This window comes from Stenotrophomonas sp. P5_A9 (assembly GCF_056400525.1).
On the sequence record NZ_JBFULC010000040.1, the window covers coordinates 15,050 to 38,513 of the forward strand.

The window sequence follows — 23,464 nt, forward strand, 5'->3', positions numbered from 1 at the left end:
TCACTGTGCGGATACTTGAAGTTCGTAGGGTTTCAACGCGGCGAGGAGAGCATCGTCCATGCCACGTGGTTTGAAAGTGGAGGCATCCAATGCCGCGATCCTGACCTGGGCAGTCAGCAGCGTTTCATCGCCGCGACACACGCGCTGGTCGAACACCATGCTGGCGCGCTTGCACTGCACCAGCGTGGCGGTCACGTCCAGCGCATCGTCCAGCCGCGCCGGCTTGAGAAAATCCAGGGTCATCGCGCGGACCGCGAACACCATGCCGTGGTCGGTACGCGTACGCTCCTGGCCAAAGCCCAGCGCCCGCATCCATTCGGTTCGTGCGCGTTCCATGAAGGCCACATAGCGCGCGTGGTAGACCACCCCGCCAGCGTCGGTATCTTCCCAGTAGATGCGTGTCGGCCAACTGAACCGGGGATCAACCGCCATCGATGCTCTCCGCGAACAGGTCCGCCGGCGGGTTCTTCGGCTTGAGCCCCATGTGCCGGTACGCCTTGTGCGTGCACATGCGGCCGCGCGCGGTGCGGATCAGGAAGCCCTGCTGGATCAGGTAGGGCTCGACCACGTCTTCCAGCGTGCCCCGCTCTTCGGACAGCGCCGCGGCCAGCGATTCGATCCCCACCGGACCACCATCAAAGTAGTCGACCATGGTCCGCAGCATGCGCCGGTCCAGCTCGTCGAAGCCTTCCGGGTCCACCTTGAGCATCTGCATGGCCGCCTGCGCCACGTCCTGGTCGATATGCCCGGCGGCCTTGACCTGGGCGTAGTCGCGGACCCGGCGCAGCAGCCGGTTGGCGATACGCGGGGTGCCGCGTGAGCGCCGCGCGATCTCGGCCGCGCCGTCGGCGGTGCAGTCGATGTTGAGGATCGCCGCCGAGCGCCGCACGATCTTGGTCAGCTCTTCGGGGGTGTAGAACTCCAGCCGGTGCACGATACCGAAACGGTCGCGCAGCGGCGCGGTCAGCAGTCCGGCACGGGTGGTGGCCCCGATCAGGGTGAACGGCGGCAGGTCGATCTTGATCGAGCGGGCTGCAGGGCCGTCGCCGATCATGATGTCGATCTGGAAGTCCTCCATCGCCGGGTACAGCACTTCTTCCACCACCGGCGACAGGCGGTGGATTTCGTCGATGAACAGCACATCGTGCGGCTGCAGGTTGGTCAGCAGCGCGGCCAGGTCGCCGGCCTTTTCGATCACCGGCCCGGACGTCACACGCAGGGCCACGCCCAGCTCGTTGGCGATCACATGGCTCAAGGTGGTCTTGCCCAGCCCCGGCGGTCCGAAGATCAGCACGTGGTCGAGCGCGTCGCCACGGGCCTTGGTCGCCTCGATATAGATCGACAGCTGCTCGCGCACCGGCGCCTGGCCCAGGTAATCGGCCATGCGCTTGGGGCGGATGCTGGCGTCGGTGCCCTCGTCTTCCCGGGTGGCGCCGGCACCGATGATGCGGTCGTCTGTCATTCGGCAATTATGCGGCAAAAGGAGCGCAATCCGCGCCCCGGTAGTGCCGGCCGCTGGCCGGCTCCACGCGTAGCGCCGGGCTCTGCCCGGCAACAGCCAAGGCAGCAGCCGACGTACTGGGAGACGGCGGRGTGGGTCCGGCTGCGGGAGACGCTGCAAGTACGTCCCTGTAAGCTCGGTCGCCGCATCCATGCGGCTCACGCCCCCGCARCCGGACCCACCCCGCCTTCGCCAACACGCCGTGCGCCGCCAGGCAAGCAAAGCCGTGACATCTTTCTCCACCGCTCGCGCCAACCGTCTGGAGGAGAGCCCCCTTGGTGTTCAAGGGGGCGCGCCGAAGGCGGGGGGATAAGGTGGAATGCGCGGAACGCCGGCGCCAACGGCGACTGCGTTTCAAGGGGGCGCGCCGAAGGCGCGGGGATCAGGTGGAATGCGCCCGGGTCCCAAGGTTTGCGAAGCAAACCTTGGGCCGCAGGTGGCGATCTGACGGAGTCAGATCTCCACCTGCGCCCCCAGCTCTACCAGCCGGTTGCCCGGAATCCGGAAGAAGCCGGTCGCCGGGGCCGCGTTCCGGTGCATCAGCGCGAACAGCTTGTCGCGCCAGATCGGCATGCCGCGATTGGCCGTGGCCACGATCGTCTCGCGGCTGGCGAAGAAGGTCGTGTCCATCGGGTCGAAGTAGATCCCGCCGTGGTCGCACGAGCGCATCAGCGCCAGCGGCACGTCCGGGGTCTCCATGAAGCCGAAGCGCACGTAGATCCGGTAGAACTCATCGCCCACCGACTCGATCTTCAGGCGCTGGCCCTCTGGCGCATACGGCACCGGCAGGGTCACCACGTGCAGGAACACATTGCGCTCGTGCAGCACCTTGTTGTGCTTGAGGTTGTGCATCAGCGCATGCGGGGCCACGGTCGGGTCGGCGGTCAGGAACACCGCCGTGCCCGGCACGCGTACCGGCGGGGCCAGCATCAGCCCGGGCAGGAAGGTATCGATGCGGATACCGTCCTTGCGGATCTCATCGCGCAGCAGTTCGCGGCCCCGCCGCCAGGTGCGCATCATCGTGAACAGCACGATGCCCAGCACCACCGGGAACCACGCGCCCTGCAGCAGCTTGGCGCCGTTGGCGATCACAAAGCCCAGGTCGATGATGAAGAAGATCACGCACAGCGGAATGATCCAGTACCGCGAGGTCGGCCACAGCGCGCGCGCCACCAGCGCCAGCAGCAGGGTATCGATGAGCATGGTCGCCGACACCGAGATGCCGTAGGCCACGGCCAGGTTGGACGAGCTGCGGAAGGCCAGCACCAGCCCGATCACCATCACCGCGATGCCCCAGTTGATGCCCGGGATGTAGATCTGGCCGATGGTGTCGTGGGAGGTGTGGGTAATGCGCATGCGCGGGATGTAGCCCAGCTGCATGGCCTGGCGCGACACCGAGAACGCCCCGGTGATCACCGACTGCGAGGCGATCACCGCGGCCATGGTGGCCAGGATGATCATCGGGTACAGCGCCCAGTCCGGCACCGCCTCGAAGAACGGGTTCTTCACCGCTTCGGGATTGTTGAGCACCAGCGCGCCCTGCCCCAGGTAATTCAGCACCAGGCACGGCAGCACGAAGAAGTACCAGGCGTGGCGGATCGGCTTGGCCCCGAAGTGGCCCATGTCCGCGTACAGCGCCTCGCCACCGGTCACGGCCAGCACCACTGCACCGAGGATGAAGATGCCGTGCCAGCCATGTTCCATGAAGAAGCGCAGCGCCCACATCGGGTTGAACGCCTTGAGCACCTCGGGCGCATCGACGATGTTCCAGATGCCGATGGCGGCCAGCGAAATGAACCAGATCGAGGTGATCGGCCCGAACAGCTTGCCGATCTTCTCGGTGCCAAAGCGCTGTACGGCAAAGACCGCCAGCAGCACCACCACGGTGATCGGCACGATGAACGCATGCAGGCCCGGCGCGGCTACCTCCAGGCCCTCGACCGCACCCAGCACCGAAATGGCCGGGGTGATCACCCCGTCTCCGAAGAACAGCGAGGCGCCGAAGATGCCCAGGATGCCCACCACGTAGGCCGAGCGCGAGCCGTTGCGCAGGGTGCGCTGGGTGAGCGCCATCAAGGCCATGATGCCGCCTTCGCCCTCGTTGTCGGCGCGCATGATGATGGTGACGTACTTGAGCGTGACCACGATGTTCAGCGCCCAGAACGCCAGCGACAGCACGCCCAGCACGGTGTCGTGGTCGCTGCTGAGGCCGTAATGCGGGGAGAAGGCCTCCTTCAGCGTGTACAGCGGGCTGGTGCCGATGTCGCCGAACACCACGCCGATGGCGCCGATGATCAGCGCCATGCCGCCGGCCGCGGGCGCGTGGCCGTGCGCGGCGTGGCCGCTGTCGTGCTGGGTGGGAGAGGTGGACATGAGGCTCCGGGCGGACGCGGTCGGTATCAGGAAGCAGGCAGCGCGCGCGTCAGCGCAGCGCGGCCTGCAGGGCCTTGCGGATGACGGTGGCGACATCGTCGCCGTCGACGTTGGCATCGCGCGCCATGCGCGCGGCCTCGGCCGGCTTGTAGCCCAGCTGCTGCAGCGCCACGGTCGCCTCGGACACCGGGTCGGTGGCCGGCGCGGCACCGGCGATCGGCGCCCCGCCGCCGCCGAAGTTGGCCGCGCGGTCGCGCAGTTCCAGCACCATGCGCTCGGCGGTCTTCTTGCCGATGCCGGGGATGCGGGTCAGCGCGGTGATGTCACCGGCCTGCAGCATGCGGGCGAATTCGTCCACGCTCACCCCGGACAGCACGGCCAGCGCGATCTTGGCGCCGATCCCGCTGACCTTCTGCACATCGCGGAACAGGCGGCGCTCGCCTTCGCGCAGGAAGCCGTACAGCGCAACGCTGTCTTCCTTCTGCGTGTAATGGGTGAACAGGGTGACCTCGCGGCCCAGTTCGGGCAGGTCGTAGAAGGTGCTCATGGGCGCCTCCAGCTCGTAGCCGACGCCATTGACGTCGATGAGCAGCCACGGCGGCGCCTTGTAGGCCACGATCCCGCGCAGACGACCAATCATGCAGTTTTCCTCATTTTCGGCTCCAGGCCATGCGGGCATTGACGCCCAGGCGCTGCGCCGTGGCCCGTACGTGGGCGTGGGTGATGGCCACGGCCAACGCATCGGCGGCGTCGGCCTGCAGCTTGGTTTTCAGGTTGAGCATAAGCCCGACCATGTGTTGGACCTGTTGCTTTTCCGCACCGCCCCGGCCGACCACGGCCAGCTTGATTTCGGTGGCCGCATACTCGCTGACCGGCAGGTCGCGCATGACCACGGCGGAAATCGCCGCGCCGCGCGCCTGTCCCAGCTTCAACGCCGAGTCCGGGTTGCGGGCCATGAACACCTTTTCGATGGCGACCTCGTCCGGGCGGTATTCCTCCACCAGGGCGGTCAGCCCCACCACCAGCAGCTTCATCCGCTGGGGGAAGTCGTCCGCGCCCAGCAGCACCAGCGGCAGGTGGTGCACATGCACGACCTTGCCGGCGGCGTCCACATCAATGATGCCCACCCCGGTACGTTGCGAACCGGGGTCGATGCCGAGGATGCGGGTCATGCGGCACGCACACGGCCGCCCGCGGCCCGGAACGGACAGCTGCGGCGGCGATAACAGGGAACGGCGAAAGTCATCATGGTCCGCATTGTCCGCTCACCGGTCGCGCAAAGCGACCGGTGACGCGCACGCTCAGGCGTAGGCGTCCGCGCCGAGATCGGCGTTGGAGAATACGTCCTGCACGTCGTCCAGGTCTTCGAGCATGTCCAGCAGCTTCTTGACCTGCAGGGCGGTGTCGCCCTCGACCGCGATGTCGTTGTCGGCACGGAAGGTGAGCTCGGCGTGGTCGGGCTTCAGACCACCGGCTTCCATCGCATCCTTCACGGCGTGATAGGCGTCGGCGGCGGTCAGCACGTCGATCGCCCCGTCTTCGGGGTAGACCACGATGTCATCCGCGCCGGCCTCGATGGCCGCCTCGGTGACGGCCTCTTCATTGGCGCCGGCGGCGAAATGCAGCACGCCCACCCGCTTGAACATGAAGGAGACCGAGCCTTCGGTACCCATGTTGCCGCCGCACTTGCTGAACGCATGGCGGACATCGGCCACGGTGCGGACACGGTTGTCGGTCAGGCAGTCCACGATCACGGCCACGCCACCGGGGGCATAGCCCTCGTAGCGGATCTCTTCGTATTCCACGCCTTCCAGTTCACCGGTGGCTTTCTTGATGGCCCGTTCGATCACGTCCTTGGACATGTTCGAGGCCAAGCCCTTGTCCATCGCCACGCGCAGCCGCGGGTTGTTGTTGGGGTCGCCTCCACCGCCGCGCGCGGCAACGCCGATCTCGCGGATGATCTTGGTGAAAATCTTGCCGCGCTTCGCGTCAGACGCGTTTTTGCGGTTCTCGATCGAGGGGCCTCTACCCATGGGTATTTCCGTGCTTGCGTGAGGAACAGGGCGCGGATTCTACCTGATCGCCCCCCGCGACCGTGTTAGTCGCGGTCCCGACCGCCGCCAGGGCTCAGGCGGCGTGGGCGGCGCGGTCGGGGCAGAAGTGGCCATCGCGCAGGAACGCGGCGGTCTGGCGCGCCGCCTCCGGGGAAAACACCAGCCCGCTGTGGCTGGCCGGGACCACGCAGTGATCGGCCAGGCCGGGCAGTTGGGTCTCATCCAGGGCTACGGTGCCGTCGGACGCCTCGCCGATCGCGCCCAGCAGGCTGCCCAGCCCGTGCGGGACCGAACCTGCGATCAGGCCGACACGGGCCCTGCCCTCCCAGGCCGGTAGGCCATCGAGCAGCAACTCGCTGCTGCGGCCCAGCGCCAGCGACCAGCCGTGCTCGGCCAGCGAGCGAGCGGTGCCGCTGCCGCGCAGGGGCGAGCCCAGGCAGACCACGCGGGAAACCGGCAGGTCCGGTTGCTGGCGCAGCGCTTCCAGCGCAACCAGGCCGCCCAGGCTATGCCCGACCAGCGAGACCGGACCGCTGTTCCTCAGCCGCTCCAACAACTGTGGAACGGCCACATCTGGGCCGCCGAACACACTGGAGTAGCCGAAGGTATCCACGGAGAAGCCGCGGGCACGCAGCCGCCAGGCCAGCGGGCCTACCCAGGCGCGCGCATTCCAGATGCCGTGCAGCAGTAAAACAGGGGGATTCATGCACTCAGCCTAGCCGTTCCGGCGTGGGACCTGCGGGAGGAAACAAGACCATTAGACGAATGGACCGCGCAACGGCGGGTGAAGCCGTTGCGCCCCATGCGGATCGAGGCAGGAAAGTGATGAATCTCAGCGCGCCGGGGTCGGGCTACGCTTCAGGATGAATTCCAGGTCGCGCACGCTGCCGACCGGGAACTCATAGGTGCCGACCTTGCTGAACCCGTAGCGCGCGTAGAAGCGCTGCGCGCCGAAGTTCTCCGACCACACGCCCAGCCACAGCGTGCGCGGGCCGTCGTGCTCGAGCCATTCCAGCGCCGTTTCCAGCAACCGGCTGCCCCAGCCGCAGCTCTGTTCATCCTTGACCAGGTACAGCCGCTTGAGCTCGCCGTCGCCGGGCTGCACCTCCGGATGCGGCAGGCCGCAGGGGCCGGCGGCGGCATGGCCGAYAGCCACCCCGTCCCGTTCCAGCAGCCACACCGCATAGTCCGGGTGGTCCAGGATGATGCGCTGGCGATCCACCGCATAGGCTTCCTCGAGGAAGCCCTGCAGGTCCTGCGCCGGGTAGAGATGGCCGAAGGTCTCCACGAAGGTACGCGTGGCCAGCACCGACAGGGTCGGTGCGTCTTCGACGGTGGCACGACGGATGGTGTACATGGCGGGCTCCGGGGCAGGCCTCAGGCCTGGCTCCCGTGGGGGGCGTCTTCTTCCTCGTCGCCCTCCTCTTCTTCCTCGTCCTCGTACGCTTCCTCGTCGTCCTCGTCGCCTTCTTCCTCGTCCTCTTCGTCCTCGTCGAGGTCGTCTTCCTCGTCTTCCTCGTAGTCTTCCACGCCGAAGTCTTCGCCATCCCAGCGGCCTTCGCCGTCCTGGACGAAGGTCAGCGCCATGGCCGCCGGGTTGGTTCCCACGCGCACCAGCCAGCCACCGAATACGCGGGCGCGCTCGGTCACCAGGTTGGCGTCGGCGCCTTCATTGCCCAGCTTTTCCCACTCCAGCGAAAACGCGAACTCGCTCATTGCCTGGCTCTCCTGGTGAAAGGTACGGATCAGTTCTTGCGCGGGCGGACCTGGACGTGCACTTCGGCCAGCTGCTCGTCCGGGATCGGCGACGGGGCGCCGGTCATCAGGCACTGCGCGCCGGTGGTCTTGGGGAACGGGATGACGTCGCGGATCGACTCGGTGCCAGCCATCAGCGCGGCGATGCGGTCGATGCCGAAGGCGATGCCACCGTGCGGCGGCGCGCCGAAACGCAGGGCGTCCAGCAGGAAGCCGAACTTGCCCTCGGCCTCCTCGGCGCCGATGCCCAGCAGCTCAAACACCACGCTCTGCATGTCCGAGCGGTGGATACGGATCGAACCACCCCCGATCTCGTTGCCGTTGAGCACCATGTCATAGCCGCGCGACACGGCGGTCTTGGCGTTGGCGCGCAGGTCGGCAATGTCGTCCACCGCCGGGGCGGTGAAGGGGTGATGCAGGGCGACGTAGCGCTGGGCTTCGTCGTCGTATTCGAACATCGGGAAGTCGGTGACCCACAGCGGCGCCCAGCCGGCGGCGACCAGGTTGAAGTCCTTGCCGGCCTTCAGGCGCAGCGCGCCCATGAAATCGGACACCTTGTTGTAGCCGCCGGCACCGAAGAACACGATGTCGCCGTTGCCAGCCCCGACGTGGGCGACCAGTGCGGCGAAGGCGTCTTCGCTGAAGAACTTGGCGATCGGCGAGCTGACTTCGCCGTTGTCGGCGATCTTGATGTAGGCCAGGCCCTTGGCGCCGTACTTGGCGGCATGCGCGGCGTACTCGTCGATCTGCTTGCGGCTCAGCGTGGCACCGCCGGGAATGCGGAGCGCGGCGACACGGCCGTCGGCATCGTTGGCCGCAGCGGTGAACACCGGGAATTCACTGGTCTTGACCAGCTCGGCCACGTCGACCAGCTCCAGCGCGATGCGCAGGTCCGGCTTGTCCGACCCATAGCGACGCATCGCCTCGGCCCAGGTCATGCGCGGGAAGCTGGCGGCCAGCTCCACGTCGACCACTTCCTTGAAGATGGCGCGGATCATGCTTTCCACGAAGTCCTGCACGTCCTGTTCGCGGACGAAGGCGAACTCCATGTCCAGCTGGGTGAATTCCAGCTGGCGGTCGGCACGCAGGGCTTCGTCGCGGAAGCAGCGCGCGATCTGGTAGTAGCGGTCGAAGCCGGCCACCATCAGGATCTGCTTGAACAGCTGCGGGCTCTGCGGCAGGGCGTAGAACTCGCCCGGGTGCATGCGCGCGGGCACCAGGAAGTCGCGCGCGCCTTCCGGGGTGGCCTTGGTCAGGATCGGGGTTTCGATGTCCTGGAAGCCGGTGGCGTCCAGGTGGCGGCGCAGCGCCTGCACCAGCTTGATGCGGGTGCGCTGCATGCGCTGCATTTCCGGACGGCGCAGGTCCAGGTAGCGGTACTTCAGGCGGGTTTCCTCGCCCGGGTTCTCGTGGGCGTGGAACGGCAGCGGCTCGGCCTTGTTGAGGACAGTGATGGCCGTGGCGATCACTTCCACCTTGCCGGTGCGGATCTTGTCGTTGACCGAATGGCGCGCGCGCACCACGCCTTCCACCTGCAGCACGTCCTCGTAGCCCAGGCTGGCGGCCACGGCGAACACGGCCGCGTTATCCACTTCCACCGTCACCTGCACGATGCCTTCATGATCACGCAGATCGATGAAGCACACGCCGCCCTGGTTGCGGGCAACGTCGGTCCAGCCGGCGAGGGTAACGGTTTGGCCAATCATGGTCTCATCGACCAGGCCGCAGAAGTGGGTACGCATGGGGGTAAAGCTCCGCAGGAGAATGCCGGCACCACGTTGCGCCGGACAGCCCTTTATTCTGCGGCGTAGGCTGCGCCGGGGCAAATCGGCTGTCGTCGGCCCCACCCCGGCCTTGCCCGGCGGCCCGCCCGGCGGGCATCACGCGCCCTGAACCTGTCCCATTCCTATAGTCCGCGCACCAACGACCGCAAGGGGATGTCGCCATGAACCGTCGCCTTACCATTGTCTGCCTGGCCCTGGCACTGGGCTGCAGCGCCCCGGCCGCCCAGGCCCAGATGAGCACCCGCGCCTATGCACCGGACAACCTGTCGCAGCTGTCCTCCAGCGACCGCTCGCGGGTAATTTCCCAGGAATACGCCGAGCAGGCCAACGGCCGCCGCATCCCCGACGACCAGCTGCGCTTCTACCTGGCCCAGGTCAACTCCGGCTGGAGCTTCTCGAAGATCAAGCAGGACATCGCCACGTCGCTGCGCGGCAATGGCGGCGGCGGCTGGAATGGCGGCGGCAACGGCGGCGGCAACTGGAACGGCGGCGGCGGGAACAACGGCAACGGCGGCACGATCCGCTGCGAAAGCCAGAACAACCGCGAACGGGCCTGCCCCACGCGCTGGCGCAATGCCACTCTGGTCCGGCAGATTTCCGGCACGGCCTGCGTGCAGGGCCAGACCTGGGGCGTGCGCAATGGCGCGATCTGGGTCAACCGCGGCTGCCGCGGCGAGTTCGCCGAGGCACGCGGCAACTGGGGCGGCGGTGGCGGCGGCGGCAACAGCAATTACAGCGTGACCTGCAGCAGCAACAGCAAGCGCGAGCAGACCTGCGCCTGGGAAGCCCGCCAGGGACGCCCGGTGCTGGTCCAGCAGCTGTCCGGCAGCGCCTGCGTGGAAGGCCGCAGCTGGGGGTACCRCAACGGCACGTTGTGGGTCAGCAACGGCTGCCGGGCGCGGTTCGGCGTCCGCTGATGCCGACCGGTTGCCGGCAATGGCCGGCAACCGTGTCCCTCATCCAGCCGGCATGAGCCGGTCTCAGCGTGGGGCGGCGTCGCTGCCCCACGGCGCCGGCGGCAGCGCCACCGGCTTGCTCAGGTCGAACTGCACCTGGAAGTGGCGCCCGCCAGGCCGGGTGAGTTCGTAGACGAAGCGCTGGTCCGGCTCGATGTCCATCGCCCAGGTATTTTCGACCGAGGGCAACATGTCCGCCTTGCGGAACATCGCCACCGAATCGGCATCCACCGGGAATACCTGGCGTTGCGCGGTGCCCGGCGGCTTGCTGTCGCCGCCGTACAGGGTGACCGCATCGGGGCTGCCGTCACGGTGACGGTGGTCGTGCTTGAGGCGAAGGCCGGTGTCGGTGCGGCTGATCACCCAGATGCGCGAGTGGTCATCACCGACGTGGAACGGGATGCGCAGCTGGTGCGCGGGGTCTTCGCACCCACGTACATGCATCACCAGCCGCTTGCCCTCGAAGGGGTCCGGCGCGTCGCTGCGCGGCTCGTTGACGATCACCTTGCCCTCGTAGGCCTTGCCGCAATGCGCGGCAACCGCCGCAAGGAAGGCATCGGCCGGAGCGTTGGCGATGTCATGCGACACCGCATCGGGTTGCCGGGCGCAGCCGGCCAGGGCCAGCAGAAGGACAGCGGGTACAACGGTGGAAACATTCATGCCCCCACCCTAACGGCCCGGCACGGTGCGCGCAAATGCGCAGGCGATCGCCGCGACCCGGTGAGGCAACGGCGATCGCACGCCGTCACGGGTGCAGCCAGACCTGGCAATCCCCGATCATCCGCACCGTGGCACCGGCGCTGTAGCGGGCCAGGATCTGTTGCTGGAAGCCGCTGCGTGCCGGGTCGCTGCCGAGGGCGTTGGGGCAGTTCACCAGCGCACCAAGCGGACCGTCGCCGAGTGCGGTATCGGCGCTGGCCAGTGTCTCCAGCGCGCTGGTCGGGGCCCAGTCGGGCACCATCACCGCACGACGGTCGGCGAGGTACGGCAGCTCGGAGGACCAGTCCAGGCCGAAGGCGACGATGACGCCCTGCCCGGGGGTGCCGGCCTTGATCAACGCGGCGATCTGCGACACCCGATTGGGCTCGCGTGCTTCCTTCATGCGCTTGACGTAATTGCCGGCGATGGCGCCAAACGACAGCAGGCACAGCAGGCCGACCAGCCACAGCGGGCGTCGCACCTTGCCGCTGGCTTCGGCCCGCTGGATGGTCCACCAGATCACCAGGCCGACGATCGAAGTGGCGAACACGATGTTGGCGGCCTGGTAATACGGGTGGGCGATATGCAGGTTGGTGAATACCGCTACCGGCAGCAGGTAGACCACCAGCAACAGCAGCACGGCGCTGCGGATCTGGCGTGCACACAGGCCCGCCACCAGCAGGATCAGGAACACCCAGTTGGAACCGACGGCGGCGGCAAAGCGCTTTTTGAAGACCGTGCCCCACCAGGTGGCCGGGTCCAGCTTCTGCTGCAGCGTGCCGTAATTCCAGGTCGACAACGCGCTGGACGTCACCTCGCGCCCCAGCGGCGACTGCGCCTTGAGCGCATCGGCGTGCGAGAGCCATTGGTTGATCACCGCCAGTACGGCCAGTGCCGAAACCACGCCCCAGACGATCAACGTCCAGTGCTGCGCCATCCACTGTGGGCGCCAGCCATGTTCACGCACGGCCAGCCACGCGAAGGCCAGGGCAACGAAGGCGGCAAACCCGAAGAAGGTGGTGACCTTGACCAGCGCCGACAGCACCGCCGCGATCACCGCGGTCACGCCCAGCGCGATCATCCGCGCCGGCCCGGCCGACGGGCCGCGCAGCCGCGCCATCGCCCATACGAACACCAGGCCGAAGAACACCGCGGTGGATTCCATCATCACCGAGCGCCCCCAGAACAGCGCATACGGCGACACCGCGAAGGCACCGGCGATGCACAGTGCCAGCGCGCGATCGGGCCGGATGGCCAGCACGACGCGGTAGACCATCCACACGCAGCCGACATGGAACAGCGCCGATACCAGCCGGGCACTGTTGTCGATGCCCATCCCGGTCGCATTGGCCAGCATCGCCGCCAGCCACTGGTACAGCGGGAACTCGAACGGAATCGACCAGGGCGCGCCGAGCACCGGGGTAAGGTAACTGAACACCGGGAAGCCACGGGCAATCCACACGATCGACAGCGCCGTCTGGGTCTGCCGGAAGCCGGAAGCATCCACCGGCGGCATCGACCAGCTGTAGCAGAGCAGCGCCAGCAGCATCACTGCGGAGAAGTACAGCAGGATCTTTCCCGGCAGAAGACTGCGTTTCACATCGACGTCCTGGATCACACCTGCTACTCCTGCTGGAACACCCGGTCGCCAGGCTGCACGGCCTGCCGACGGGGTTTGAATGAAGGGGAATCCGCATGCGCAGACCCGCCGCGCGCGCGGCCCGCGGAGTTTCAGGCGTTCGTTGCGGCAGTGCAAGCGACACCGCGCATGACGGCACTGCACGGCAGCGCTATCGACCTGGCCTTCAAAAAGGCTGTGTTAGGGTAGATCAGGTGTCCGCTTTTTCATTTCCACCGAGACCGCCCGCATGTGGCGGTTGACTGCCCTGCTCACCGGTGTAGCGCTGCTCCTGACGGGCAGCGGGTTGCTGGGCACCCTGCTGGCAGTGCGTGGCGGCCAGGCCGGCTTCGGCGCCGGCACGCTGGGGCTGGTGATGTCGGGGTATTTCGCCGGCTTTTTCATCGGCACCTTTTTCGCTCCGTCGCTGATCGGCCGGATCGGGCACATCCGCGCGTTCGCCTTCTTCGCCGCACTCGCCGCGATCGCGGTGCTGCTGCATCCGCTGTGGATCAACCCGGTCGGATGGGGCGTGCTGCGCATCGCCACCGGCATCGCGCTGGTCGGCCTGTACACGGTGATCGAAAGCTGGCTCAACGCCGAGCCCGATCCGGCCCGACGCAGCCGCGCGTTCTCGCTGTACATGGTGGTCAATCTGTCGGCGCTGGCGCTGGGCCAGGTGCTGCTGATGCTGGGCGATGCCAGCGCGGTGGGAATGTTCATGCTGACCGCGATCCTGGTCTGCGCGGCAGTGCTGCCGGTGACCGCCACGCGCCTGCGCCAGCCGGACGTGCCCGTGGTGACGCGCCTCAAGCTGGCCCGCCTGTATGCGATGGCGCCGGTGGCCACCGTTGCCGCCGGCTTGTCCGGGCTGGCGATGGGCGGCTTCTGGGGCCTGCTACCGGTATATGCGGGCGACGTGGGCCTGGATGGCAACGGCGTTGCGCTGTTCATGCTTACTGCGATTCTTGGCGGCGCGCTGCTGCAGTGGCCCCTGGGCCACATCAGCGATGGGCACGATCGGCGCAGTGGTCTGGTGGCGCTCAGCCTGGCCGCCGCCGGCATCGCGGTGGTCGCCTCCCTGCCGATGATCCAGCTGCAGACCCACCTGCTGTTTGGGCTGTTCTTCGTCTACGGCGGGCTGGCGTTCTCGCTGTATCCGTTCGCGGTAGCGCACATGCTCGATTACCTGCCACGTGCGCATCTGTTGTCCGGCTGTTCCAGCCTGTTGCTGGTGCATGGCGTGGGTGCCGCCATCGGCCCGGCGCTGGCGGGCGCGGCGATGCAGCGCTTTGGTCCGGCGGCGCTGCCGCTGTATTTCGCCGTGGTGCTGATGCTGCTGGCGGTGTTCACCACTGCGCGGCTGCTGCGCTTCCAGCGCCTGCGCACGCATCCGGTCGGGTTCCGGCTGATGCTGCGCACCACGCCGTCGGCGCTGGAAATGATGCCCGAGACCGACGCCGAGATCCCGCCCGACACCCCCTCTCCCCTCTCCTCCGATAAGGAAGTGCATTGACTGTATCGACACCCGCCACGCCCACCTCAACCCGTACACCGCTGGCCCCGCCGGCACCGCAGCTGATCCTGGCCACCGATCTGGATGGCACCTTCCTCGCCGGCGACGCCGCCGCGCGCCACCGCCTGTACCGGCTGGTGGACCAGCACCCCGGCATCGCGCTGATCTTCATCACCGGCCGCGGCCTCGAAGCGGTGATGCCGCTGCTCTCCGACCCGGCCATCCCGCGTCCGGACTACGTGGTCTGCGATGTTGGCGCGACCGTCGTCGATGGCCACACCCTGCAGCCGCTGCAACCCCTGCAATCGATGATCGACGCGCACTGGCCCGGTGAGCACGTGGTGGCCGAGGCGATGCGCCCGTTCGCCGCCCTGCAGCGCCAGGACGTGCCGCAGGAACGGCGCTGCTCCTACTTCTGCGATCCGCAGACGCTGGCGCCGCTGCGCGCGCAGATCCAGGCCGCCGCGCAGGCGCTGGGCTGCGATGTGCTGTATTCGGCCGACCGCTACCTGGACATCCTGCCGCCGGACACCGACAAGGGCCGGACCCTGGCCGCGCTGGCGCGCCTGCTGGACCTGCCGCGCGATCGCATCCTGGTGGCCGGCGACACCCTCAATGACCTGTCGATGTACACCGCCGGCTTCCGCGGAGTGTGCGTGGGCGATTCGGAGCCGGCGCTGACCACGGCGACCGCCACGCTGACGCATACCTTCCACGCGCAGGCACCCGGCTGCGGTGGCATCCTCGAGGCGATCGAGCACTTCGGCCTGCTCGCCACCGACGATCCTTTCCTGCACGCCCCCAAGCAGGCGCGTGCCGACGGCGCCGACCTGGTGATGGTCTACCACCGGCTGCCCTTCGATGAGGTCATGGAAGACGGCGTGCTGGTGCAGCGTCCCCCGCGTTCGCCCAACGGCATCATTCCCTCGTTGCTGAGTTTCTTCGAGGGCGGCCAGAAAGGCTCGTGGGTAGCCTGGGGCATCGATGACCCCAAGCGTGGTCCGTTCCAGACCCACCTGGCCGTCGATGCCGGACGCTACCCCACCCTCACCGCCGCGCGCGTGCCGTTGAGCCGGCAGGAAGTGGACATCTTCTACAAGCGCTTCTCCAAGGAAGCGTTCTGGCCGATGCTGCACGTGTTCTGGGAACGTGCGAAGTTCCGCGAGGACGACTGGCAGGTGTTCCTGAAGGTCAACCGTAAATTCGCGCACGCCACCGCCGCCGAAGCCGCGCATGGCGCTACGGTGTGGATCCACGATTACAACCTGTGGATGGTGCCGGCCACGCTGCGCGAACTGCGCCCGGACCTGAAGATCGCCTTCTTCCACCACACCTATTTCCCGTCCGCCGACGTGTTCAACGTGGTGCCGTGGCGCCGCGAGATCATCGGCAGCCTGCTGTCGTGCGATTACATCGGCTTCCACATTCCGCGCCAGGTGGAGAACTTCGTGGATGTCGTGCGCGGGGCGATGCCCGCCGAGCGCCTGGCCTGGGAAAGCTGCGCGCCGCGCTTCCTCACCTACGGCTGCGCGGTGGGGCTGGACACCATGACCACGCGCCTGCGCGTGGGCGACCGCGAGGTGGCGCTGGGCGCGCACCCGGTCGGTACCGACCTGCGCCGCATCCACAGCGTGCTGGCGCGCAGCGACGTACGCAACGACATCTTCAAACTGCGCCGGGAGATCGGTGCGCGCAAGCTGGTGCTGTCGGTGGAGCGACTGGACTACACCAAGGGCACGCTGGCCAAGCTGGAGGCGTTCGAGCGGCTGCTGGAGCAGCATCCCGAGCGCCAGGGCAAGGTCACCCTGCTGATGGTGTGCGTGCCGGCGGCAAGCGAGATGACCGTCTACCGCACCCTGCAGAACCAGATCGAGCAGGCGGTGGGACGTATCAACGGCCGCTTCTCGCGGCTGGACTGGACGCCGGTGCGCTTCTTTGCACAGGCGTTGCCGTTCGAGGAGGTGGTGGCGCATTACGCCGCCGCGCAGGTGATGTGGATCACCCCACTGCGCGATGGCTTGAACCTGGTGGCCAAGGAGTTCGTCGCCACGCACGGTATCGAGGGCAGCAGCGGCGTGCTGGTGCTCAGCGAGTTTGCCGGGGCCGCGGCCGAGCTGAAGGGCGCGGTGCTGACCAACCCGCATGATCCGGCCGACCTCACCGCCGGGCTGCTGCAGGCCTTGTCGATGCCCGAGGATGAGGCGACCGGACGCATGCGCCAGTTGTTCGGCAGCGTGGAGTACTACGACGTGGACCGCTGGGGCCGGGATTTCCTGGCGGCGGTGCGCGACAGCCACCCCGACACGTAACGCTGCGGCGGCGGGGCCGGCCAACGGCCGGCTCCGGGGATGTCCCGGGATTCATGAGGCGCCGGCCAGCGGCCGGCACTACGGGGGGGCGGCTGCTCTGCCCTCCGCTGGATTCACCCGGCGCGCATGCGTTGCTCGGCGATTACCGCGACCTGGCGCAGTACGTCATTGCGGCCGGCGTCGTCCACGGTCGCGCCCTGCAGGTAGCTGGTCAGCACCCACGGGGCGCCGCCGGCCATCGGCCACAGGATCGCGATGTCGTTGGTGGTGTCTTCGCCATTGCTGCCGGTCTTGTCGCCCACCCGCCACGCCTTGGACAGACCTGCACGCAGGCGTGCATCGCCGGTTTCGTTGTCGATCAGCCAGTCGGCCAGCTGCTGGCGTGACGCCGGTTGCAGCACCGTGCCCAGCACGAAGCGCTGCAGGCTGGCGGCCATCGCGGCCGGGCTGGTGGTATCGCGCGGATCGCCCGGCGCGAAGCGGTTCATGTCCGGCTCCAGGCGATCGTTGCGGGTCACCGCATCGCCGTTGTCGCGCAGGAAACGGGTGACGGCGGAGGGTCCGCCGACCGCGCCCAGCAGCAGGTTGGCCGCCGGGTTGTCGCTGGTGATCATCGTCGCCCGACACAGGTCGCGCACGCTGAGGTCCTTGCCGACGTGGCGCGTGGTGACCGGCGCATGCGAGAGCATGTCCTGCTGGCGCACCGGCACGCGCTGATCCAGGGTGAGCCGCCCGGCATCGACCTGGCGCAGGACGGCCGCACACAACACGAACTTGAAGGTGCTGCACATCGGGAAGCGCTCATCCTGGCGGTGGCCGATGCGCTGCCCGGTAGCGGTATCCAGCACGGTCACCCCGAGCCGACCGCCGCTGGCCGCTTCCAATGCCGCAAAGTCCCCGGCGGCGGCGATCGGCGCTGCGGCCGATGCCGACGGCGGCATCTTCGCCAGCGCGGTGGCGGCCAGCGCCGAGGCGGCGGCGGCCCCGGTCCATTGCAGGAACTGTCGTCGAGCAAGCATGCAGGTTCTCCTTGTTGGAGGAGGGAGTATTGCCAGCGCTGGCACGGGTGAACAGCGATCATTTCCAGTGAGACACATGATTCAAACTAATGGCTTGGCCGGGCGCACCTGGCGAAGGGGTCCGCAATCAAGGTCATTTCCGCCATCACGGGCACAGCGGGTGTCTGCAGATGCCATGATGCATCACCCCTGCTCACGGCTCGACGGATGATCCGCCCCCAGTTGCCGCTCAACGCGCTGCGCGCCTTCGAGGCCGCCGCCCGCCACCAGAACTTCACCCGCGCCGCGCTGGAGTTGTGCGTCAGCCAGGCGGCGCTGAGCCATCAGATCCGCGCGCTGGAGGAACGGCTGGGGGTGTCGCTGTTCAACCGGTTGCCGCGTGGCGTGGCGCTGACCGACGAAGGCGCGCGCCTGTATCCGGTGCTCAACGAGGCCTTCGACCGTATCGCCGTCAGTCTGGACCGCTTCGTCGGCGGGCATTTCCGCCAGGTACTGAGCGTGGGCGTGGTCGGCACCTTTGCCACCGGCTGGCTGCTACCCCGGCTGGCGGACTTCAACGCGCTGCATCCGGATATCGAGCTGCGCGTGCAGACCCACAACAACCGCATCGACCTGGCCGGCGAAGGCCTGGACCTGGCGATCCGCTTCGGCGATGGCGACTGGCAGGGACAGGTCAGCGATGCGGTGCTGGAGGCGCCGTTCGCCCCGCTGTGCGCGCCGGCGTTGGCACGGATGCTGCGGCAGCCGCGCGACCTGGCCAATGTGGCGATGTTGCGCTCGTATCGCAGCGACGAATGGCCGCGCTGGCTGCAGGCGGCAGGCGCGTCGGAGCTGGAAGCGCGCGGACCGGTGTTCGACTCGTCACTGACCCTGGCCCGTGCCGCAGCCTCCGGTGCCGGCGTGGCGCTGTTGCCGTTGAAGATGTTCGAGCAGGACCTGGCGCAGGGACGGCTGGTCCAACCGTTCGCGCAGACCCTGGACCTGGGGCGGTACTGGTTGACGCGATTGCGCTCGCGCGCCGAGAGCGAGGCGGCGCGGCGTTTCCGGGAATGGCTGGAAATGCAGGACCCTGCGCGCTGAGCCGACAGCAGCCGGGCATGGCCCGGCTCTACCGTCAGGGTTGCAACATCGCACGCACCGGGGGTGATGCAATGCGTGCCCCACCGGTGGAGCCACGCCATGCGTGGCTTGCCTGACGCAAGCGCGGATAACCCACCGCGCCGCGCCATTGAACGGGCTTACCCTTCCAGCAGCTCCATCCAGGTCTGCTCGGCCTTGCTGAGCAGCGTGGCAGTGGCCTCGCGGTCACGGCCGAGCACGGCCATGCGGGTGGCATCGGCGTAGTTGCCTGGGTCGGCCAGCTGGCGATCCAGCTCGGCCAGCACGCCTTCCAGCTCGCTGACCTTCGCTTCGGCGGCCGCCAACTTATGCGGATTGACCGGCTTCTTCGGCGGCAGCGGCGGGGTCGGGGCCACCGGCTCCGGTGCGGCGGCGGCCATCTTCTGCTTGGTACCCTGCGCGGCCGGACGCGAACGCAGCCACGCCGCATATGCATCCAGGTCGCCATCGAACGGCTCGACCACGCCATCGGCCACGCGCCAGAAGGTATCGCAGACCAGCCCGATCAGATGGCGGTCATGGGAGACCATCACGATCGCCCCTTCGAAGTCGGCCAGGGCTTCGGCCAGGGCTTCACGCATTTCCAGGTCAAGGTGGTTGGTCGGTTCGTCGAGCAGCAGCACGTTGGGCTGCTGGTAGGCGATCAGCGACAGCGCCAGGCGCGCGCGCTCGCCACCGGAGAAACCATCCACCGGTTCGAACGCACGGTCACCAGCGAAATTCCACTTGCCGAGGAAATCGCGGAAGACCTGGTTCGGCGCATCCCGGTCCAGGTCGCGGAAGTGCTCCATCGGCGACTGCCCTTCGTGCAGCGACTCCACCGTGTGCTGGGCGAAGTAGCCGATGCGCAGGTCCGGGTGCGCGGCGCGCTCGCCACTGAGCGGCGCCAGTTCACCCACCAGGGTCTTCACCAAGGTCGTTTTACCCGCGCCGTTCGGGCCCAGCAGGCCGATGCGCTGGCCGGCTTCCAGGCCGAAGCCCACGTTGTGCAGGATCACCGAATCGGCGCCGTAACCGGCCTCGACGTGGTTGAGGCGGATCAGCGAGAACGGCAGCTTGGCCGGCGGCGAGAACTCGATGCGGAACTCGCGCTCGGCGCGTACCGCCTCGGTGCCGGCCAGCTTGGCCAGGCGCTTCATGCGGCTCTGCGCCTGCGCGGCCTTGCTGGCCTGCGCCTTGAAGCGGTCGATGAAGCTCTGCAGGTGGGCGCGCTCGGCCTGTTCCTTGTCGTGCGCGATCTGCTGCTGGCGCAGCTGTTCAGCGCGCTGGCGCTCGAAATCGGTGTAACCGCCCGGGTACAGCTTGGCACCGCCCCCATGCAGGTGCAGCGTGTGGGTGGCCACGTTGTCCAGGAACTCGCGGTCATGGGAGATCAGCAGCAGGGTGCCGGGGTACTTGAGCAGCCACTGTTCCAGCCAGAACACCGCATCCAGATCCAGATGGTTGGTCGGCTCATCGAGCAGCAGCAGGTCGCTGGGCATCATCAGCGCGCGGGCCAGGTTCAGGCGCACGCGCCAGCCACCGGAGAACGAGGAGACCGCCCGCGAGTGGGTCTCGGCCGGGAAGCCCAGGCCGTGCAGCAGCTTGCCGGCGCGGGCTTCGGCGTCATAGGCGCCGATCTCGGCCATCTTCTGGTGCGCGGTAGCCACCGCTTCCCAGTCTTCGCGTGCGGCCGCGGCGGCTTCCTCGCGCATGACCGCAGCCACCTCGGTGTCGCCTTCGAGCACGAACTGCAGCGCCGGGTCGGGCAGCGACGGGGTCTCCTGGGCCACGCTGGCGATGCGGACCTTGCCGGGCAGGTCGACATCGCCCTTGTCCGCCTCCAGCTCGCCCTTCACGGCAGCAAACAGGCTGGACTTGCCGGCACCGTTGCGGCCGACCACGCCGACGCGGTACCCCGCGTGCAGGGTCAGGTCGACGTTGGACAACAGCAGCCGCTCGCCACGGCGCAAGGCGAAGTTACGAAGGGAAATCATCTTGGGGGTCCATATAACGGAATGGAATGTGCTGGTGAGCACCTTTCCTGCGACGTAATTCTAACGTTAACGAATACTTGACGCGCCCCGGGATGCGCGGCGGGTCGCGTTCCTCTCTCCCACGACCCCGCCTGCGCTTCCCCGGGACCCTGATGTCGAGCGTCCCGATTCACGTAAATGGTTGCTACTGCAACGTTTTTTGTGAAGATTGCGGATATTTGACAAGCGATGAATATCCCGTTAATTGATTTATTGCGCACCGCAACACCCCGCCTTCGCCGACCTGCTTCACGCCGTCGAGTTGTCGTTCCGGTGCCGCGCCATTCCTACCGGAGCCCCACCCTGATGAACCGCAAGACCAGTACGCTCGCCGCCGCCGTAGCTGTCGTGCTCGGTGCCTCCAGCATTGCCGCCAGCGCCCAGGATGCCCCGGCGCGCACCGCTGCCAATACGCTGGACACCATCATCGTCACCGGCACCCGGGTCGCCGACCGCACCGTGGCCGAGTCGCAGTCCCCGATCGACATCATCACCCCCGAAGCGCTGCAGTCCACCGGCACCACCGAGCTGGCCACCGCGCTGGCGCGCGCCCTGCCCTCGCTGAACTTCCCGCGCCCGGCGCTGACCGACGGCACCAGCGGCATCCGTCCGGCGCAGCTGCGCGGGCTGTCGCCGGACCAGGTGCTGGTGCTGGTCAACGGCAAGCGCCGGCATACCTCGGCGCAGATCAACGTCAACGGCAGCATCGGCCGCGGCTCGTCGGCGGTGGACATCAACGCGATCCCGATCGCGGCCATCGAACGCGTGGAAGTACTGCGCGACGGCGCCTCGGCGCAGTACGGCTCGGACGCCATCGCCGGCGTGGTCAACATCGTGCTCAAGGGCGCGTCCTCCGGCGGCAGCCTGGCCGTGGATGCGGGACAGTACTCGGCCGGCGACGGCAACAAGTACCAGATCTCCGGCGATGCCGGGATCGGCTTCGCCGACGGCCGCGGCAGCGTGCACGTGGCCGGGCAGATCCTGCAGCAGGATGAAAGCAATCGCGCCGGCCCGTACCTGGGCACCACGCCCAATACCGGCAATTTCCCCAACATCGGCCAGACCACCTTTGTGGTCGGCGATCCGCAGGTGGATGCCACCGCCGCCTCGGTCAACGCCAGCTTCCAGTTCACCGACCATGTGTCGGCCTACGCAACGGCGATGGCCAGCAACCGCGACATCACCTCGTTCGCGTTCTACCGCTCGCGCACCAACAGCGGCCAGGGCGCATTGCTGGCGCAGACCTACCCGGACGGCTTCGTGCCGCAGATCAACCAGTACTCCAAGGACCGCTCGCTGGTGGCCGGGGTCAAGGGCGACACCGACAACGGCTGGACCTGGGATGTGAGCGCCAACCACGGCGAGAACACGATCGACTTCCACACCCGCAACAGCATCAACTACAGCCTCGGCCTGACCAGCCCGCGCTCGTTCTACGACGGTGCGCTCAAGTACACCCAGGATATCTTCAACGCCGACCTGACCAAGTCGCTGGACTGGGGCCTGGCCTACCCGGTGACGCTGTCCTTCGGCGGTGAGTACCGCCGCGAGAACTGGGAGCAGTCCGCGGGCGAAGCCAATGCGTACTTCGGCAGCGGCGCGCAGGGTTTCGGTGGGTTCACCCCGGTCAACGCGGTGGACAACGACCGCCACAACTACGCGGTGTACGGCGGGCTGGAAGCGGACCTCACCGACAAGTTCTCCGCCGGCGTGACCGGCCGCTACGAAGACTATTCGGACTTCGGCGACAAGTTCTCCGGGAAGCTCTCGGCGCGCTATGCGTTCACCGACAAGGTCGCCCTGCGCGCCACCGCCTCTTCCGGCTTCCGTGCGCCGTCGCTGGCCCAGCAGAGCTACCAGGCGGTGACCAGCACGATCGTCAACGGTACCTTCGTCGAACGCGGCACCTTCCCCACCACCAGCCTGGCCGCACAGGCGCTGGGTGCCAGCCCGCTGAAGGCTGAAAGCTCCACCTCCTACAGCGTGGGCCTGGTGCTGCAGCCGGTCGAGCGCCTGTACCTGACGGTGGATGCGTACCAGATCGATATCGATGACCGCATCGTGCTGTCCACCAACATCACCACCAACGCGGCGGCCAACTCGCTGCTGAGCGGACTGGGGCTGCCGGGCGTTACCGCGTTCTCCTACTTCACCAACGGCGTGGATACCCGCACCCGTGGCGTGGACGCGGTATCCAGCTACAGCATCCCCTTCAGCGCCAGCACGCTGGAACTGACCGCCGCCTACAGCTACAACGAGACCGAGGTGAAGAAGTTCATCGCCTCTCCGCCGGTGTTCGGCACGCTGGGCATCACCCAGTCGCTGATCGGCCGCGACGAGATCGGTCGCATCGAAGACAGCTACCCGCGCGACAAGACCATCCTCAGCGGCACCTGGCGCAGCGACCACTGGGACTTGAACCTGGCGGCCACCCGTTACGGCAGCTTCACCGTGCGCAACTCGGCCACCGCGCTGCGTGACCAGACGTACGACGCCTCGTGGGTGCTGGATGCGTCGGTCAGCTACAAGCCGAGCGAGAACTGGGCACTCACCCTGGGCGCGGACAACCTGCTGGACGAGTACCCCGACCGCACCGTGGATCTGCAGAACTCCACGTGGGGCATGCTGCCGTACAGCAACTACTCGCCGTATGGGTTCAATGGTGCATACGTGTACGGGCGGATCACGTACAAGTGGTGATCGGGTAGTGCCGGCCGTTGGCCGGCAACACGAAGCCCCCTGGCAT

At 67.6% G+C, this 23,464-nt stretch carries 19 protein-coding genes; 5 read left to right on the plus strand and 14 right to left on the minus strand.

All coding sequences use genetic code 11. The annotated features are described in order from the left end of the window. The 10 genes from ybgC to aspS all read right to left on the minus strand — a co-directional run bounded on the left by ybgC (nucleotide 1) and on the right by aspS (nucleotide 9,425). Nucleotides 1-432 carry a tol-pal system-associated acyl-CoA thioesterase gene (gene ybgC, locus AC1DR7_RS13490; RefSeq protein WP_256775473.1) on the minus strand — a complete coding sequence of 144 codons (432 nt, stop codon included), beginning with the start codon at nucleotides 430-432 and terminating at the stop codon, nucleotides 1-3. Next, nucleotides 422-1,462 carry a Holliday junction branch migration DNA helicase RuvB gene (ruvB, locus tag AC1DR7_RS13495; RefSeq protein WP_256775474.1) on the minus strand — a complete coding sequence of 347 codons (1,041 nt, stop codon included), beginning with the start codon at nucleotides 1,460-1,462 and terminating at the stop codon, nucleotides 422-424. The genes ybgC and ruvB overlap by 11 nt, the downstream gene beginning before the upstream one ends. 492 nt (nucleotides 1,463-1,954) lie before the next feature. Continuing rightward, entirely contained in the window at nucleotides 1,955-3,874 is a 1,920-nt protein-coding gene (locus AC1DR7_RS13500; protein ID WP_457319943.1) for a potassium transporter Kup, read from the minus strand. 49 nt (nucleotides 3,875-3,923) lie between these two features. Next, nucleotides 3,924-4,514, minus strand: coding sequence for a Holliday junction branch migration protein RuvA (gene ruvA, locus AC1DR7_RS13505; protein ID WP_256775475.1), 591 nt, complete (start codon nucleotides 4,512-4,514; stop codon nucleotides 3,924-3,926). Between the two features lie 10 nt (nucleotides 4,515-4,524). After that, complete coding sequence (gene ruvC, locus AC1DR7_RS13510) at nucleotides 4,525-5,046, minus strand: crossover junction endodeoxyribonuclease RuvC (RefSeq protein WP_256775476.1); 522 nt, start codon at nucleotides 5,044-5,046, stop codon at nucleotides 4,525-4,527. Nucleotides 5,047-5,175: 129 nt separating this feature from the next. Beyond that, nucleotides 5,176-5,907, minus strand: a complete 732-nt coding sequence (locus tag AC1DR7_RS13515) for a YebC/PmpR family DNA-binding transcriptional regulator (RefSeq protein WP_256775477.1) — start codon at nucleotides 5,905-5,907, stop codon at nucleotides 5,176-5,178. Nucleotides 5,908-6,001: 94 nt separating this feature from the next. Next, on the minus strand, nucleotides 6,002-6,634 hold the full coding sequence (locus tag AC1DR7_RS13520) for an esterase/lipase family protein (RefSeq protein WP_256775478.1): 633 nt from the start codon (nucleotides 6,632-6,634) through the stop codon (nucleotides 6,002-6,004). Nucleotides 6,635-6,760: 126 nt separating this feature from the next. Next, the gene (locus tag AC1DR7_RS13525; RefSeq protein ID WP_478076517.1) at nucleotides 6,761-7,285 is read right to left on the minus strand and encodes a GNAT family N-acetyltransferase; all 525 of its coding nucleotides are present in this window, start codon (nucleotides 7,283-7,285) and stop codon (nucleotides 6,761-6,763) included. 20 nt (nucleotides 7,286-7,305) lie between these two features. After that, nucleotides 7,306-7,644, minus strand: coding sequence for a DNA primase (locus AC1DR7_RS13530; RefSeq protein WP_457321769.1), 339 nt, complete (start codon nucleotides 7,642-7,644; stop codon nucleotides 7,306-7,308). Nucleotides 7,645-7,673: 29 nt separating this feature from the next. Beyond that, nucleotides 7,674-9,425 carry an aspartate--tRNA ligase gene (gene aspS / locus AC1DR7_RS13535; RefSeq protein ID WP_478051190.1) on the minus strand — a complete coding sequence of 584 codons (1,752 nt, stop codon included), beginning with the start codon at nucleotides 9,423-9,425 and terminating at the stop codon, nucleotides 7,674-7,676. A gap of 203 nt (nucleotides 9,426-9,628) precedes the next feature. Here aspS and AC1DR7_RS13540 point away from each other — a divergent pair, with 203 nt between their 5' ends. Next, nucleotides 9,629-10,384, plus strand: coding sequence for a DUF3011 domain-containing protein (locus AC1DR7_RS13540; protein WP_478076518.1), 756 nt, complete (start codon nucleotides 9,629-9,631; stop codon nucleotides 10,382-10,384). Nucleotides 10,385-10,447: 63 nt separating this feature from the next. Here AC1DR7_RS13540 and AC1DR7_RS13545 read toward each other — a convergent pair whose 3' ends face one another. Beyond that, a complete protein-coding gene (locus tag AC1DR7_RS13545; protein ID WP_457319511.1) occupies nucleotides 10,448-11,083 on the minus strand; it encodes a hypothetical protein in 636 nt (211 codons plus the stop codon). Nucleotides 11,084-11,168: 85 nt separating this feature from the next. Then, a complete protein-coding gene (locus AC1DR7_RS13550; protein WP_478054306.1) occupies nucleotides 11,169-12,740 on the minus strand; it encodes a hypothetical protein in 1,572 nt (523 codons plus the stop codon). 250 nt (nucleotides 12,741-12,990) lie between these two features. On the opposite strand from AC1DR7_RS13550, the gene AC1DR7_RS13555 reads away from it, so the two are divergent. Continuing rightward, nucleotides 12,991-14,256 carry an MFS transporter gene (locus AC1DR7_RS13555; protein WP_457319509.1) on the plus strand — a complete coding sequence of 422 codons (1,266 nt, stop codon included), beginning with the start codon at nucleotides 12,991-12,993 and terminating at the stop codon, nucleotides 14,254-14,256. A gap of 62 nt (nucleotides 14,257-14,318) precedes the next feature. Beyond that, nucleotides 14,319-16,565, plus strand: a complete 2,247-nt coding sequence (ggpS, locus tag AC1DR7_RS13560; RefSeq protein WP_478054249.1) for a glucosylglycerol-phosphate synthase — start codon at nucleotides 14,319-14,321, stop codon at nucleotides 16,563-16,565. A gap of 113 nt (nucleotides 16,566-16,678) precedes the next feature. On the opposite strand, the gene blaL2 is transcribed toward ggpS, so the two are convergent. Next, complete coding sequence (blaL2, locus tag AC1DR7_RS13565) at nucleotides 16,679-17,584, minus strand: L2 family extended-spectrum class A beta-lactamase (RefSeq protein WP_457319469.1); 906 nt, start codon at nucleotides 17,582-17,584, stop codon at nucleotides 16,679-16,681. 207 nt (nucleotides 17,585-17,791) lie between these two features. On the opposite strand from blaL2, the gene AC1DR7_RS13570 reads away from it, so the two are divergent. After that, the gene (locus AC1DR7_RS13570) at nucleotides 17,792-18,664 is read left to right on the plus strand and encodes a LysR family transcriptional regulator (RefSeq protein ID WP_457319470.1); all 873 of its coding nucleotides are present in this window, start codon (nucleotides 17,792-17,794) and stop codon (nucleotides 18,662-18,664) included. Nucleotides 18,665-18,822: 158 nt separating this feature from the next. Here AC1DR7_RS13570 and AC1DR7_RS13575 read toward each other — a convergent pair whose 3' ends face one another. Continuing rightward, on the minus strand, nucleotides 18,823-20,679 hold the full coding sequence (locus AC1DR7_RS13575) for an ABC-F family ATP-binding cassette domain-containing protein (protein WP_457319471.1): 1,857 nt from the start codon (nucleotides 20,677-20,679) through the stop codon (nucleotides 18,823-18,825). A gap of 345 nt (nucleotides 20,680-21,024) precedes the next feature. Here AC1DR7_RS13575 and AC1DR7_RS13580 point away from each other — a divergent pair, with 345 nt between their 5' ends. Continuing rightward, entirely contained in the window at nucleotides 21,025-23,418 is a 2,394-nt protein-coding gene (locus tag AC1DR7_RS13580; RefSeq protein WP_457319472.1) for a TonB-dependent receptor plug domain-containing protein, read from the plus strand. Nucleotides 23,419-23,464 lie beyond the last annotated feature (46 nt).